Source organism: Pseudoalteromonas sp., from assembly GCF_041613455.1.
Lineage (GTDB): Bacteria > Pseudomonadota > Gammaproteobacteria > Enterobacterales > Alteromonadaceae > Pseudoalteromonas.
Map to the genome: position 1 here is coordinate 1 of NZ_JBFJHD010000013.1, position 14,933 is coordinate 14,933.

Annotated in this window: 18 protein-coding genes; 11 read left to right on the forward strand and 7 right to left on the reverse strand. The window is 39.5% G+C overall.

All coding sequences use genetic code 11. From position 1 onward, the window contains the following. Both ABYB02_RS02655 and ABYB02_RS02660 read left to right on the forward strand, forming a co-directional pair. A partial coding sequence (locus ABYB02_RS02655) for an EAL domain-containing protein (protein WP_372760808.1) occupies nt 1-401 on the forward strand: 401 nt, incomplete at its 5' end. Between the two features lie 229 nt (nt 402-630). Next, complete coding sequence (locus ABYB02_RS02660) at nt 631-1,761, forward strand: DUF748 domain-containing protein (protein WP_372760810.1); 1,131 nt, start codon at nt 631-633, stop codon at nt 1,759-1,761. Between the two features lie 83 nt (nt 1,762-1,844). Here ABYB02_RS02660 and ABYB02_RS02665 read toward each other — a convergent pair whose 3' ends face one another. Beyond that, nucleotides 1,845-2,651, reverse strand: coding sequence for an ion transporter (locus tag ABYB02_RS02665; RefSeq protein ID WP_004334787.1), 807 nt, complete (start codon nt 2,649-2,651; stop codon nt 1,845-1,847). 100 nt (nt 2,652-2,751) lie between these two features. Between ABYB02_RS02665 and ABYB02_RS02670 the strand changes: the two genes are divergently transcribed. The 5 genes from ABYB02_RS02670 to ABYB02_RS02690 all read left to right on the forward strand — a co-directional run bounded on the left by ABYB02_RS02670 (nt 2,752) and on the right by ABYB02_RS02690 (nt 4,939). Further along, the gene (locus ABYB02_RS02670; RefSeq protein ID WP_004334789.1) at nt 2,752-2,964 is read left to right on the forward strand and encodes a hypothetical protein; all 213 of its coding nucleotides are present in this window, start codon (nt 2,752-2,754) and stop codon (nt 2,962-2,964) included. 15 nt (nt 2,965-2,979) lie between these two features. Continuing rightward, on the forward strand, nt 2,980-3,261 hold the full coding sequence (locus tag ABYB02_RS02675; RefSeq protein ID WP_372760813.1) for a hypothetical protein: 282 nt from the start codon (nt 2,980-2,982) through the stop codon (nt 3,259-3,261). A gap of 68 nt (nt 3,262-3,329) precedes the next feature. Further along, complete coding sequence (locus ABYB02_RS02680; RefSeq protein ID WP_004334795.1) at nt 3,330-3,521, forward strand: YwbE family protein; 192 nt, start codon at nt 3,330-3,332, stop codon at nt 3,519-3,521. Continuing rightward, complete coding sequence (locus tag ABYB02_RS02685; protein WP_004334799.1) at nt 3,521-4,039, forward strand: DUF4240 domain-containing protein; 519 nt, start codon at nt 3,521-3,523, stop codon at nt 4,037-4,039. Before ABYB02_RS02680 ends, ABYB02_RS02685 begins: the two co-directional genes overlap by 1 nt. A gap of 438 nt (nt 4,040-4,477) precedes the next feature. After that, nucleotides 4,478-4,939 (forward strand): hypothetical protein, encoded by a 462-nt coding sequence (locus ABYB02_RS02690; RefSeq protein WP_004334802.1) that lies wholly within the window; start codon nt 4,478-4,480, stop codon nt 4,937-4,939. Between the two features lie 27 nt (nt 4,940-4,966). Here the strand turns inward: ABYB02_RS02690 and ABYB02_RS02695 are convergent, their stop codons facing one another. From ABYB02_RS02695 to ABYB02_RS02705, 3 genes are all read right to left on the reverse strand, one after another. Beyond that, entirely contained in the window at nt 4,967-6,226 is a 1,260-nt protein-coding gene (locus ABYB02_RS02695) for a Y-family DNA polymerase (protein WP_024608122.1), read from the reverse strand. Then, on the reverse strand, nt 6,214-6,627 hold the full coding sequence (locus ABYB02_RS02700; protein WP_004334808.1) for a S24 family peptidase: 414 nt from the start codon (nt 6,625-6,627) through the stop codon (nt 6,214-6,216). The genes ABYB02_RS02695 and ABYB02_RS02700 overlap by 13 nt, the downstream gene beginning before the upstream one ends. 81 nt (nt 6,628-6,708) lie before the next feature. Further along, nucleotides 6,709-7,128: a MarR family winged helix-turn-helix transcriptional regulator gene (locus ABYB02_RS02705; RefSeq protein WP_372760816.1), complete on the reverse strand. Its 420-nt coding sequence runs from the start codon at nt 7,126-7,128 to the stop codon at nt 6,709-6,711. A 110-nt stretch (nt 7,129-7,238) separates the two neighbouring features. Here ABYB02_RS02705 and ABYB02_RS02710 point away from each other — a divergent pair, with 110 nt between their 5' ends. Further along, a complete protein-coding gene (locus ABYB02_RS02710) occupies nt 7,239-7,991 on the forward strand; it encodes a siderophore-interacting protein (protein WP_372760818.1) in 753 nt (250 codons plus the stop codon). Nucleotides 7,992-8,196: 205 nt separating this feature from the next. Here ABYB02_RS02710 and ABYB02_RS02715 read toward each other — a convergent pair whose 3' ends face one another. Genes ABYB02_RS02715 through ABYB02_RS02725 form a run of 3 tightly spaced genes read right to left on the reverse strand, consistent with a single transcriptional unit; the run spans nt 8,197 to nt 12,091 of the window. Then, complete coding sequence (locus tag ABYB02_RS02715; protein WP_372760820.1) at nt 8,197-9,144, reverse strand: sugar kinase; 948 nt, start codon at nt 9,142-9,144, stop codon at nt 8,197-8,199. Continuing rightward, complete coding sequence (locus ABYB02_RS02720; protein ID WP_372760822.1) at nt 9,145-10,632, reverse strand: UxaA family hydrolase; 1,488 nt, start codon at nt 10,630-10,632, stop codon at nt 9,145-9,147. A 1-nt stretch (nt 10,633) separates the two neighbouring features. Next, the gene (locus ABYB02_RS02725) at nt 10,634-12,091 is read right to left on the reverse strand and encodes a tagaturonate reductase (RefSeq protein ID WP_372760824.1); all 1,458 of its coding nucleotides are present in this window, start codon (nt 12,089-12,091) and stop codon (nt 10,634-10,636) included. Between the two features lie 186 nt (nt 12,092-12,277). Between ABYB02_RS02725 and ABYB02_RS02730 the strand changes: the two genes are divergently transcribed. Genes ABYB02_RS02730 through ABYB02_RS02740 form a run of 3 tightly spaced genes read left to right on the forward strand, consistent with a single transcriptional unit; the run spans nt 12,278 to nt 14,927 of the window. Further along, entirely contained in the window at nt 12,278-13,042 is a 765-nt protein-coding gene (locus ABYB02_RS02730; protein WP_182753066.1) for an SDR family oxidoreductase, read from the forward strand. Nucleotides 13,043-13,065: 23 nt separating this feature from the next. Beyond that, on the forward strand, nt 13,066-13,908 hold the full coding sequence (gene kduI, locus ABYB02_RS02735; RefSeq protein WP_193226961.1) for a 5-dehydro-4-deoxy-D-glucuronate isomerase: 843 nt from the start codon (nt 13,066-13,068) through the stop codon (nt 13,906-13,908). Between the two features lie 41 nt (nt 13,909-13,949). Continuing rightward, nucleotides 13,950-14,927 (forward strand): TRAP transporter substrate-binding protein, encoded by a 978-nt coding sequence (locus ABYB02_RS02740; protein ID WP_372760827.1) that lies wholly within the window; start codon nt 13,950-13,952, stop codon nt 14,925-14,927. The last annotated feature ends 6 nt before the right edge of the window (nt 14,928-14,933 follow it).

The following is a 14,933-nucleotide window of genomic DNA, read 5'->3' on the forward strand; positions in this document are numbered from 1 at the left end:
AACCATACAATGTGCATTTAGAAATAACAGAAACAGTCATGATTAAAAATTTACCGTATTTGTCAAATGTGATTACGGCCATAAAAAATACCGGTGTGCGTATTTCTATTGTTGACTTTGGTACTGGGTTTTGTTGTATATCGGTTTTAAAAGAGCTGTCAGTTGATTACATTAAAATAGACAAATCTTATATTGATAATATTTGTGAGTGCTCAAAAGATAAAAGTATTGTTTCTGCGGTAACTAACATGTCGCATATGATTGGTTGCCAAGTAATAGCGGAGGGCGTAGAAAACTCCGCTCAGTTAACGTTATTACAAAGCTTAGAAATTGATAAATACCAAGGTTTTATATTCAGTAAACCAGTTAGATTTGATCAAGCACTATCCTTGATATATTAAAGGTACTCGCTGTTTTTATTTAGTTAAGTATTGCTGCATAAACCCAATTTTTTGTAGCAATTTTAAATTGGTATAACCTTTGCTGTTAATACTTAAATTAGCCACTTTAACTTCACTTAGGCTATTAACGATGTATTTTAAATACGATTTACGTAGTGTTGTTACAATTTTGCGTAATTCTTACATGTTTAAAATACTCATTTGAAAGTATTAGGTAAAGGAAATTACAATGAGCTCGGTTTCTAATGTATTTCATAGCAAATGGTTTAACTCATTTGCGGTTATTTTATTAGTCCTTATTATTGCCAGAATAGCTGCACCTTATGCGCTTCAGCAGTACGTAAATTATCAGCTAAAACATACGCAAGGTGTTACGGGGCATGTTGGTGATGTAGATTTGTTTTTATATCGCGGTGCCTACGCGATTGACGACGTTGAAATTTACGCTGTTGATGCAACTTCAGCTCCTAAGCCTTTACTGAGTATTCAAACTCTCGATTTTTCACTTGCGTGGTCAGCCCTTTTAAAAGGGAATTTAGTCACAAACATGGCTTTTACGCGTCCTGAAATAGTTATTTACGATAAAGACCCCAATGCTTCTGAGCAAAATCAACAAGTAAAAGATGAAACCACTTGGGTGGGACTGGCGAATGACTTAGTACTGTTTTCTATTGATACCTTAATAATTGAGCAAGGCAAGTTAACCTTAGTTAACTCAACCAATAACGGTGAAAAACCCACTTTTATATCAAATATTAATGCCAAAATTGAAAATATAACGAATGCGCAAAACCTATCAAAAACACTTGTGACTACTCTAAACGTAGAGGGGGCGTTAATGGGGGAGGCCGCATTAAAACTTGATGGCAAACTAGACCCTTTTAGCAAACACGCTAATTTTGATTTTAACGCAGAGGTACAGCGCTTCTCAATTAAAAATCTCGACACTGTATTTAAAGTGTATACACCGTTTGATATTGAAGCGGGGGGCATTGATGGCGCAATGGAACTTGTGGCTAAAGATAATAACTTAAATGGTTATGTAAAAGCGGGTGTTCAAAACCTGAGTGTATTTTCTTGGCGAGAAGATATAGAAAAAGATGATGACGGTATCTTTACTGCTATATTTGAAGGCAGTGTAGATTTACTGGGCTCTATACTTGAAAACGATGAGTCTAAGCTTGTTGCTGCACGCATTCCTATAGAGGGGCAATTAGATAATACGGATGTTTCGACTTTCCAAGCTGTTATTTCGGTTTTAAAAAATGCTTTTTTTGATGCGTTTAAAATGAAAGTGGATAATGTTATTTCTTTTGAAGATCCAAAGAGTGATGAATCTTTAAGTAATAAAAGTAATTAATGTATTTATATATCCCAAATTAAACGTTTAACTCAAAGTAACACCAACATTATTGATGTTGGTGTTACTTAGTTTAGACATTTCTATTTGTCTTTACTTAATAGCGCTTTAAGCTCTGCAATTTGAACTTGTAGCTCATTTACCTGACCTTGTGTTGCAGGTAGAGAATCGTTATCCGCAAGCTCTTCTCGGGCATTTCGGTGCTCCTCACTCATTACCTCAAGTATTGCACCTACCATCATGTTTAAAAATACAAATGCAGTTAAGAATATAAACGTAAGGTAATAAATCCAGCTTAATTCGTACACCGCCATTGTTTCGTACATTATGTCGGTCCAATCTTCAAACGTTGCTATTCTAAACAAGGTAAGCATTGATATTGAGACGTCTTGCCAAAGTACAGGATTGATTTCAGCAAACATCATGCTACCCATTGCAGCGTATATATAAAAAATAACAAACATTAACAGGGCTATATAACCCATTTGCGGAATGGCTTTAAGCAATGAGTTAACCAATAAGCGCAGCTCTGGGATCATCGAAACCAATCGTAACACTCTAAATATGCGCAACAGCCTAGCAATTAACATTGTAGAGCCAGCAGCAGGGTATAAACTGCCCAATACTATGATAGTGTCAAATATATTCCATCCCTTAGAAAAGAAGTCTTTAATGCCTTTGCTTGCAACAAAGCGGATTATTAGTTCAATTAAAAAGAATGCAGTAATGCCAACATCCATCCAATTAAGAGCAAGCTCTACGGTAGGATGTAGTGAGTAAGTGTGTGCACCTACTGTAAGGGCAGAAACAATAATTACAGCTATAACAAATGATTGAAATATCTTGCTTTTGTCTATACGCTGAAACAACTTTTGTAACTGCGACATCATAGTAATAGATCCTTTGGATATTAAGATTTTATGGCGCTAATATACAATAGTATCGTAATAATTTAACGCTTTTTCGATATAGAAAGTGTAAGGAAATTTAATGTTTATCAATAAACTAAAAAGCAGCGCATTACTTATTATTGGATCATGTGTTTTGGCTGGTTGCAGCTCTGATGCACGTTTTCATGAATTGCAATCGGCGCGCCTTGATGAGTGTAACTATAAAGCTGACAAAGAATATTACGAATGCCTAGATAAACAAGACTCTAACTACGAAGAGTTTAAAAAACAGCAACAAGCCCAGACTAAATAAGTAACCTTTATATTTATGACTAAAACTCAAAAACAGCGTGATAAGCAAATTCGCTTAGCGCTTACTAATGCATGCGAAGCAATAAAAGAAATGGTAATTGGTTTTGATTATCTAACGCATACAGTTGATTTAAATAACGAAGTAAACACGTTAAAAGTACAATGTTACTTTATTGATGAGGTAGCCCGTGAAGATGCAAAACCGCAACTTGGTGAATTAACGCAGATTATACTTAGCCAGCTAGCAGCTATTAAGTTGAACGCAAAACCAGCACACATCTCATTTTTAGCCAATTAACAGCGGTTTAGTTGGTATGACATCACATGGACGTTATAATTAGATAAATTATTTTTAGGGTTTAAATTATGGCTGTTCCTTCGCGTTCGCAAATTTCACCAGGTACCACAGTAAATATTGTATTAAAAGAAGATCAACGCAGCGGCACATTAACAGAAGGTGTGGTTGAGCGCCTTTTAACAAAATCACCAAATCACCCACACGGTATTAAAGTACGTTTAGAAGATGGTCAAGTTGGCCGAGTAAAAGAGATTTTATAATGGCAACGTTAACAGAGCAGGCTTTTTGGGATTTAGTAACAACGCCTGATTTAGGGCTCGATCCGCAAAGTGTGAGCGATAACCTAAAAACTAAACTTAATGATTTAAGCGATCAGCACCTTATTGATTTTGATAAACACTTTGGCATACATATGCGTAAATGTTTTACCTGGGATTTGTTTGGTGCCGCTTTTGTGATGGCTGGATGTAACGACGATTACGGTTTTAGCGAGTTTAGATGTTGGTTAATTTCGCGCGGTAAAACAGTATTCGAAAACGCTTTAGAAAATGCTGATTCGTTAGCGCAGTGTACACCTGTTTATTACTTAAACGAGCAGCCTTACCCGTATATTGATGAGTATGATTTAATAGCCGGTTTATTATTTGAAGAACGCAGCGAAGACGAATTACCGTTTATTCCATCAGGCAGTGATGAACCTAAAGGTAAACGTTTTAAAGACAAACCTAAGTTCTTAAAGCAAAGCTACCCTTTATTATTTGCAAAGTACTGGCAATAAAACAAACAGTAATTTGAGCGCTATTCAAACAATTTTATGAGTTCAATTTCCCTTCAAGTAAGCGCATTGATATAAATCGTTTTGCTGTTTAAGCACGTATTAACTAAAGTACTTAACAGCAAAATGGTTTGTAATGCAGTATCTAGGATGAATCTTTGTGGATTTAAATGTGTTCAATCTAAGGGATTTATTTGCGGCACGAGGTTTGTAACCTAATGGGCTCGGTAATTGCTCTTGCGTTATCTTACTGGCTTACACACATGTAAGAATCAGTATAGTCGAGCAAAGCTCCCTTAGCTGCTCGTGTCTTGGTTCCTGAATACGACTTCTCTCCTTTTATAGTAAATCTCTGTTATAGTTGTTAAAAGTTATAAAAGCTAAGTGATTAGGCATTTTGCTATTATTTAACACGCTGACTCACGAGGATACACCCACGAAATGAAATATTTAACACTCGCTTTATTAACTGTCGCTTTTACAAGTGCAAATGCTTTTTCTGAGCCGAGTAATAAAACACGATTTATACCGCTTTTAAAGTCAAAATTGGGGGCCTACGAAGTTGTGTCGAGCAACTCAGGGTTATGCGTTAACAGCAATTTGAGTTTGACAGATGAAAGTGATTTAAGTGCTGGTTTTAAACTTGGTGAGCAAATTGTATTTGGATCGCTCCACAATGGTACCCGAACCATTAAAAAACCAAACTTTTGCTTTATAACCAGCACGCTTAAATATAAAAGTGATGGCCTTGAAAACGGCTTAAGAATGAGCCGTTGTGAAAGCCCAGCAAACGAAAAAACAATCAGTCAAAGTATCAAATTTTTAGCTGATAACACACTCAAATATACATTGAGCGAACCCAATGTAGAGTGCACATTTAAAAAAGCAGATGAGAGTAAATAAAGCATCTAGTAAGTAGTAAGTAGCAAATCATTCGCAGTATATTTTAGGGATATCGCGCCAACGCGTAGTGTACTGCGGCGACAAAAAATCACGGTTCATGTGCCACCGGTCATTTAATTTACTACTTGCAAGGCTTAGCATTCCTTTTCCGTATCGATTGTTAATTGTGTCTAAGCATTGCATAAGTTTTGGATTATCAGGGCTTTTATTAAATAAGTCATTTTGCTGAAACTGTTCTGATATTAGCTCTACCGCGCCTACACCACATTTATAAAACCGTATACCGGGTTGGTAAATCTTATTAAATACCTCAGATACAGCATTAGCCATCACGCAGGTGTCGTTAGTGGGTGAGGGGAACTTATACACAAAAGACTTTTTATAATATTTATTTTCGTGCGCGCCACTGGCTGCAAAAATATAAAGCTGGTGAGTGAGCGAGTGTTGCGCTCTTAATTTATTAGCCACTGTGGTTACATGGTTAATTAGCGCTGTTTTAAGTGCTGTTGGCTCACATATGCGCTCTCCAAAACTACGGGTTGAATAAATCTCCCGCTTGTCTTGTCGTACATCATCCCAGTTTAAACATGTTATCCCGTTAAGCTCGCTTACTGTGCGTTCAACAACCACACTAAATGCACGGCGCATTGCTCTAGGGTTTTGCTGAGCAAGATCCCAGGCGGTGTGTATATTCATTATTTTAAGCTTTTTAGCTAGCCGCCGGCCTATCCCCCACACATCTTCGCAGCTCATTCTTTGTAAAATAGCTTGGCGAGTTTGTTCGCTATTTATTACTGCAACACCATTAAAACCACTGAGCTTTTTAGCGGCGTGGTTAGCGGCTTTTGCTAAAGTAGGGGTCGGGCCAAAACCAACACCTACAGGAAGCTTTGTTTCGCGCCATACTGTGCGCCTTATTGTATGGCCGTATTCATGCCAGTCTTTAATTAATGATGTGTAGCCATCAAAGTGCAAAAACGATTCATCAATACTGTATATGTGCTGTGTATCGCAAAAGCGGCCAATAATATTCATCATCTTGTCGCTTAAATCAGCATAAAGCTCGTAATTGCTAGAGCGAATAACAACGTTGTTTTGTTCAAGTAAATGCTTAACTTTAAAGTACGGGCCAAATTTAGGAATATTTAAGCGCCGAGCAATAGGGCAAATAGCGCATACACAGCCATCGTTATTGGTAAGTACAACCACGGGTTTGGATCGAATAGCAGGGTCGAATACTTTTTCGGCACTGGCATAAAATGACACAGCATCAACTAAGGCATACATTTTAGTAACTCTGGGCTTTGCCTGTGCATTCTTATTGATAGCGTTACTACGCCTTCGAGCTGAAACTCGTCTGCAGAGGTGAGTTGTACAGGCTTATGTAAAGAAGACGCTGAAAGCAGCCGCGCATTGGTTTTATCAAGCAGTTTGCATACAAAAAGACCATTTAAGTTAGCAACAATAACGTCACCATTTTCTGCAGGCTCTGCACGGTCGATAACTAATAAGTCCCCTTCAAAAATTCCGACTTCTTGCATAGAGTTACCCGATGCTAGGCCAATAAAGGTAGCATTTGGGTGCTTTATTAAAAGCTCATCAAGGGTTACACCTAGCTCGGTGTACTGCGCTGCGGGCGATTCAAAACCACACACGCCTGCTTCTATATAAATGGGAATGACAAACATAACACAACCTAAAACGCATATACTGTATAAGTGTACAGTATATGCGTTTTGTGTAAGTTATGCCAAGGAATGTATAACCGATCAATCCATATTTTTGATCATTTGCTGTGCGATATCTAAAAAGTCTTTGATTTGCTGAGGGTTTAAGTTTTTACACATTTGATTATTTATTTTCTGCTCTGAGGCTAATAACTTATCAAAAAGAACTTTCCCTTGCTCTGTGAGCGACAAAATAAGGCAGCGCTTATCGTGCTCACTTGCCTGTTTATTTATTAAATTTAAGCCAATAAGATCTTTAATTAAACGTGCTATTTGCGCTTTGTCGCGCTGCGTTTTAGTAACAATATCGTTAGCCGTACAGTTATTTACGTTCGCAATAATATGTATGCAGCGTACGTGCATAGCATTTATACCAAGTTCGCCTGCGTTAATTGCTTCACGAATTGTGACGCGGTAATTTTGTATCAATTCAAACAGCGTATTTGATAAAGGTGTATTCATAAAACTCTCAATGTAGTTGACAAAGTCAATTAATTTGTTATAGTTGATTTTATCAACCAATGGGGCGTTGTGCAATTAAACATGTAAATAAACCTTCTGAGGAGATGAAAATGAGTAGAAAAGTACGTCGTGCAACCGTAATAAGCACAACAGCGATAGCTCCGCATTTAAAGCGTTTGGTTGTTGGCTCAGATGAGTTTCATGATTTTCCTGCGGATCAACAAGGTGCGTACGTAAAAGTACTATTACCACATGCTGGACAAGATAAGGTTGAAATTGACCTCAAAGCAGCTGAACCAGCACCTAAGCGCTCATATACAATCAGAGCGATTGATACTATTAACCATACAATTACGCTTGATTTTGTCGTCAATCAGCATCGTGGTATCGCAACTGATTGGGCTAAACAAGCAAAACCTGGTGATAAACTCGCAATTGCAGGCCCTGGCCCTAAAAAGTTGGGGGATTTTAGTCAGTCGCAGTATTTGATGATTGCTGATTTAACCTCAGTTAATGCTATTAACGGCTATTTACAACAACTACCTGCAACAGCTGATGTTGATGTGGTCATACACGTTACAGACTCCCAAGATATCATCAAATTAGATACAATAGAGGTGCATACTAAACATCGTATTAAGTGGTTAGTTACGACTGAGCCACAAATAGAGTTAGTAGAGCAGGTCGCGCACTGTTTAAATAAGTACACGGGCACACCATTAATTTTTATGGGGCTTGAAGGCTCACTTGTGCGCACAATTCAAAACCTTGCGAAAGAGCAGTTTGCGGTCCCCAGTGCAAAAATAGTGTGTTCAGCGTATTGGAAGCGTGGCATCGATGCCGATGGCAAACCAGCCCCTTAGCCATAAGTGAATGTTGTAGTAATGATAAATTAGAGTGCATACCCATGAGAGGAAGTTTACTTAAACAAAATAAGCGTCTCACAGCACTTACTTTAGAATAAGTAAACTTAGGTATGCACTCAGGTTCGGTGTCAGACGTTAAAGAGTCTTAACTAATCGATTTAAGCATTTAACTCCTAGCGGGCTAAATAAAGCGCTAACTGCATTAGTAGTTTTTGATTGTCGCAATGTTAATCTCGACAATTGCTCCACGCTTTTGGATCACTTGGGTGGCCAGTAAATTACCAGCTTGCGCGCACTGCTTTATAGGCTGCTCTGTTAACCACTGAGATAAAAAGCCGGCATTAAATGAGTCACCTGCGGCGGTAGTGTCGATCACTTTTTCTACAGTGACAGTATTAAACAGCTCGACTGAAATTGAATTATCAGGGTGTTTTATACTGTATTGGCAGCCATCCGCGCCGAGTTTTACAACGACCTCGTGAGCCCCTTGTTGGTGCAAACGTTCGGTACATTTCGCAACATTACTATCTCCCCATAATTGTGCTTCATCGTCAAAGGTCACTAATGCTAAATCGGCTAGTGCGTATGCTTTATTATTGGCAAGGTGGCAGTGCATTTTGCTTGACCATAATGCAGGGCGATAGTTGCTATCATAAATAATTTTTATCCCTTGCTGTTTTAGTAACGCTAAATGGCAGAGTAAAGTATGGCAATCTTGCTCTGCTAAGATTGCCAGCGAGATCCCCGATAAATAAATAGCATCAACTTCGGCAAGGCTGGTTAGTACTTTTTTAAAATCAGTATGTTGTAATAAATATTTAGCGGCTGAGTCGCTACGCCAATACTGAAAAGTACGCTCCCCTGACATATCGTTTTGAATCATATACAAACCCGGTTGTTTGTTATGACTGAGCAGCACGTTGTCAGTATTAATATGGTGAGCTTGCCATTTTTCAATCAGTGCACGACTTAGTGGATCAGTGCCCATGGCACTGACGTAATTGACGTTTACTTCATTGCCAGCGAGTTTTTTTAAGTAAATGGCGGTATTCATACTGTCGCCGCCATAATTTTGTTGCATAGCAGTAAATGGTTGGCCGCTAAGCTCAACCATACATTCGCCAATAATTGCGATGGACTTAGGTGTCATTTATAATGTCACTCCTTTTTTCCAAATAGCGACTTCACGAATGTCGTTTATTTCATTGCAAGTTGGTTGGCCGTTTACGATGTTGACTAGCAGTTCAACAAACTCCCCGTGGACTTGCTCCATTGAGACATCGTTAATTAAAACGCCAGCGTCAAAATCTATCCAGCGTTTTTTCTTATTGGCAAGTTCTGAATTAGTAGCAATTTTTAACGTTGGCACAAATCCACCATAAGGCGTACCGCGGCCAGTGGTAAATAACACCATATGACAACCTGCAGCACCAAGTGCGCTGGTGGCAATAGGGTCGTTACCTGGTGCATCTAATAGATTTAATCCAGGTATTTGCAGGCGTTCACCATAGTGCAAAACCGCTTGTACTTTGCTGGTGCCGGCTTTTTGCGTACACCCTAATGATTTATCTTCTAAGGTAGTGATCCCGCCTTTTTTATTACCTGGCGACGGATTTTCATAAATCGGTTGATTATGAGCTTTGTAATAACCTTTAAAGTTATTAACCATGCTAACGAGCTTGTTAAAGGTTTCTTCGTCTTTACAGCGCGACATTAATAAAGTTTCAGCGCCAAACATTTCAGGTACTTCGGTTAATACCGTTGTACCACCTTGAGCAATTAAATAATCCGAAAAATAACCCAGCATCGGATTCGCCGTAATACCAGACAAACCATCGCTGCCACCACATTCAAGGCCAAACTTTACTTCAGATAAAGTACCCGGTTGACGTTTATCTTGTTTTACTTGGGCATAAATTTGTTCAAGTAGCGCAACGCCTTCTTCAATTTCGTCATCGGCTTGTTGGGTGATCAAAAACTTAATGCGGCCTTCATCGTAATCCCCTAAGCCATCACGAAATGCCGGTAATTGATTATTTTCACAGCCTAAGCCAACGACTAAAGCGCCACCAGCATTTGGATGCAGTGCCATGTTTTGTAGCAGTATCCGTGTAGTGTCTAAATCATCACCGAGCTGAGAGCACCCAAACTGGTGAGGAAACGCATAAATGCCATCAATTTCTAATTGTGGATGACGCAGTTTAAACTCTTTGATCATTTGGTTGATCATGCCATTGACACAGCCTACCGTAGGGATCAGCCAGATTTCATTACGAATGCCAATTTCACCGTTTTGTCTACGATAAATATTTACTTCAGGCGAAGGGGTCGCTTCACTTTGTTCAATAAACTCGGGAATATACTGATAATCCAGTTCATCATTGAGGGTGGTTTTAACGCAATGGGTATGCACCCAACCGCCTTTTTGAATATTCTCTAGGGCAAAGCCAATGGGGGCACCGTATTTAATAACATTCTCTTGTTTATTAATATCACGCAGCGCCACTTTATGGCCTTTATCAATGTTCTCATTGACTAAGATCTCTTCGCCATCAACGGGCAATATTTCACCAGCGGTGATATTACGCATTGCAATGGCAACATCATCAGTTGGGTGTAGTTTAATTAATGGTTTCATATTATTGGCCTAACTGTTTGGTTAGTGTACTTACTACACCCTCGATGAGCATATTACGTAAGTGAGTTGTGACTGTATTGGTTAATTCTGGCAGCGTATTTAAATCGCTTTCCCAGTGCCACTGTGCCCCTAGTACTTGTTCAACAAGCGCGTTTAAGGACAGGGTATTGTTATCAAAGTCATGCCACAGGGTATTAAATAGTTCTAACCATTGTGGTGCATCGCTCAATTCAATTTGCTGCTTATTACGTAGACCTTTATACATCAAAATTTGCCCTGCAATCGCCAGTGCCATCATATTCGGTACTGCGTTATTTGTTTTCATATAGGTGTGCAACTGCGGCAAAATACGTGTCTTAAATTTAGTCATACTGTTGAGCGAAATAGACAGTAATAAATGGCAAATATACGGGTTTCTAAAGCGATTCAGTACATCATTGGCAAAGCGCTTTAATTCATCTTCAGGTAAATCAAGAGTGGGAATAATTTCAGCAAAGATTAATTGTGTTAAGTATTTTTCAAACAAAGGCTCGGTGAGCGCATCGCCAACAGAATCAATGTTCGCCATGTAAGCTAGTGGCACTAAAGCCGTATGAGCACCATTTAAAATACCGACTTTTTGTTGTTTGTAAGGTGAAATATCATCAACAATTTTTATATTTAGATCACTGTCTTGCAAGCATAATAATTGTGCTAGATGCTGCGGTCCTTGAATAACAAACAAGTGAAAGTACTCAGCGGTCACCATAAAGTTATCTAAATAACCTAACGATTCTTGTAGTTGTTGATGCTCATCACGGGGGAAGCCGGTGACAATACGGTCAACTAAGCTTGAGCAAAAGTGGTTAGCTTCATTCAACCAGCTTGAAAACGCCTCAGGTAGTTGCCAAAGTTGGCAGTATTGAAACACGATTTCTTTGAGTTTCTCGCCATTGTAGTCAATTAACTCACAAGGGATGATCACCATACCGCTGTCAGCTGAGCCGTTAAAGTGATTAAAGCGATGGAACAACCACTGCGTTAATTTAGCTGGGAATGCCTTAGCGGGAGCGTCGTCGAGTTTATCAGTATCAATATATTCAATACCAGCTTCAGTGGTATTTGAAAAAATAATTTTCAGATCCGGATTCTCAGCTAATGCCATATAACGCGGAAAATCTTTATAGACAGGAATTTCTTCATTGATTGAACTAATAATACGATGATCGGCGACGGTTTCACCTTGCTCGTTTAAGCCACGAATAATAGTGGTATACAAACCGTCTTGAACATTAAGTAAAGGAATTGCGTCATAATCAATAGGACGAATAACTGCAACGCCGGCGTTTAGAACACTTGTTTCATTGAGTTTATCAATTTGCCAATCGATAAATGCACGCAAGAAATTCCCCTCACCGTATTGCATTATTTTTGTTGGGTATTTGTCTTTATTAAAGTTTTTTCTATTCAGTGCTTGCATAATAAGAACCTATAAACGTTATATGGGCTGATTGATATTTATATCTTAGTCATATTTGCCACCGGTGGCAAATAGTATTTGACAAATTGCCACCGGTAGCGAAGAATGAGTGTTAACAAGTTTAGTTAATTCAATTTACATTGAATTAGTAATTACGTAATAAATACTTTAATACAGGAGTTTAAAATGACAGCCACCTTGTTTGATCTAACTTTAAAAACAGCACTCGTCACCGGTGCAAGCCGCGGCCTGGGTCAACAAATTGCACTGGGTTTAGCCGCTGCCGGCGCAAAGGTTATTTGCAGTAGTAGCAAAGAGCGTGGCTGCCAAGCAACGTGTCAGATGATCGAAGAACGTGGCGGTGTGGCTTTTGATTATGCTGCTGATTTGAGTAATGCAGACTCAGTTAATGCATTAGCAAACAAAGCGTTAACGGAACATGGCGAAATAGATATTTTGGTCAATGTTGGCGGCACTATATTTCGCAGCCCAGCGGTTGACTACCCGTATGAGCAGTGGCAGAACGTGATGAAAGTAAACCTTGATGCCAGTTTTTTATTGGCCCAAGCGGTTGCGCCAAACATGATCAAACAAGGGTTTGGAAAAATAATTAATATTGCCTCAATGCTGTCATACAGCGGCGGTATGACAGTACCAGCATATACCGCGAGCAAACATGCGGTAGCGGGTCTTACTAAAGCGCTGGCAAACGAATGGGCGCAACACAATATTCAGGTTAATGCTATTGCGCCAGGTTATTTTAGAACCGACAACACCCAAGCATTACAAGATGATGCCGCCCGTAATAGTGAAATTGAAAGGCGTATCCCTGCGGGGCGTTGGGGTGAAGCAGAAGACTTAATTGGTTCAGCCATATTTTTATCTTCAACAGCCAGTGACTATGTCAATGGCCATATTCTTGCCGTTGATGGTGGCTGGTTAGCACGATAATTTTTAATTTTAGGTAGCATGTTATGAACACACAAATAGAGTCACGTTATGCCGTTGGTCCAAATGAAGTTAAAGGCTATGACACCCAACAGTTAAGAGATGAGTTTTTGGTCGACAAACTCATGCAAGAGAACACCATTTATTGGTTATACACCCACTACGAGCGTTTCATGGTGGGCAGTGCGGTGCCAACCAGAGCACCGCTTAGGTTAGAAACGGTAGACAACTTAAAAGCAGCAAACTTTTTAACAGGTAGAGAGCTTGGTGTGATCAATGTTGGCGGCAGCGGCACGATAACTGCTGATGGAGAAGATTTTCAGCTTGGCTATAAAGATGCCTTGTATTTAGGTAAAGATACCAATGAGGTGCTGTTTACTAGTCATGACAGTGGCAATCCTGCAAAATTTTATCTTAATTCTGCACCAGCTCACCACAAATATCCAAATAAGTTAGTGACGCGTAATGATGCTAATGTATTGCATTTAGGTGCGCTTGAAACCTCCAATGAGCGCGATATTAATCAGATGCTGATCAATACCGTAGTACAAACATGCCAACTACAAATGGGGCTAACGGAATTAAAACCAGGCAGCGTCTGGAATACCATGCCTGCTCATCAGCATGATCGTCGTAACGAAGTGTATTTTTATTTTGAAGTGCCAGAGCAGCAAGCTGTGTGTCACTTTATGGGCGAGCCGACTGAAACACGCCATATTTGGGTACATAACGAGCAAGCCGTGGTATCGCCACCGTGGTCAATTCACTCGGGTGCTGGCACACAAAACTACAGTTTTATTTGGGGTATGGCAGGCGAAAACCTCGATTATGATGATATGGATAAATATCAACCGGGCGAGCTGAGATAATCAGCTCTTTCATGATCATATAGCGATAAGAAGAAATAATAATGAATAGAAATCTTCTCATAAAGATAATGCTGTTTTTGTCGTTATTTTTGCTAACTAGTTGCAGCGATGACAAAAAAACAGTGCGATTAACTTTAGCACATACATTAGACACGCGTCATGTGGTACATCAAGCAATGGAATATATGGCTAAACGTTTGGCATTTTATTCTAATGACACAATGGAAATTGTTATTTATCCAGGTGGTCAGTTGGGGTCTGAACGTGAACTCATTGAGTTGTTGCAAATCGGTAGTTTATCAATCACTAAAGTGTCGGCAAGCCCACTGGAAGGTTTTGTACCAGAAATGAAAGTATTCGGCATTCCGTATTTGTTTCGCGATAGCGAACATTTTTGGCGTGTACTTAAAAGCGATTTAGGCACCGAGCTACTTAATAAAGTAAGCACTGCAAGGCTTAAAGGTTTGGGCTATTACGATGCAGGCAGCCGCAGCTTTTATACCACCAATGGCGCGATTAATACCCCGGATGATTTAATAGGAAAAAAAATTCGCGTGTTAAATAGCCCTACAGCTGTGGCGACAGTACAAGCGTTAGGCGGCGCTGCAGCACCGATTGCATGGGGCGAATTGTATGCCGCACTGCAACAAGGTGTAGTTGATGGCGCAGAGAATAATCCGCCAAGCTATTACTTATCTCGTCATTACGAAATCGCTAAATATTATTCGCTGGACGAACATACGTTTGTTCCTGATGTGATTTTAGCAAGCTTAAAAGTTTGGAACTCACTTAACAATGAACAACAACAGTGGTTAACCCAAGCAATGGCCGACTCAGTTGAGTACCAACGTTCACTGTGGCAAAACGCATCTGATGAGGCGCTTAAAGCAGTTATTGCAGAAGGCGTACAAGTGACTTACCCAGACAAACAAGCGTTTCAAGATAAAGTGGCTGATTTTCATGCTTCGTTCGCTGATACAGCGGTTGCAGCTCACATAAAAAAAATAAAAAGCATGTAGGAGCAA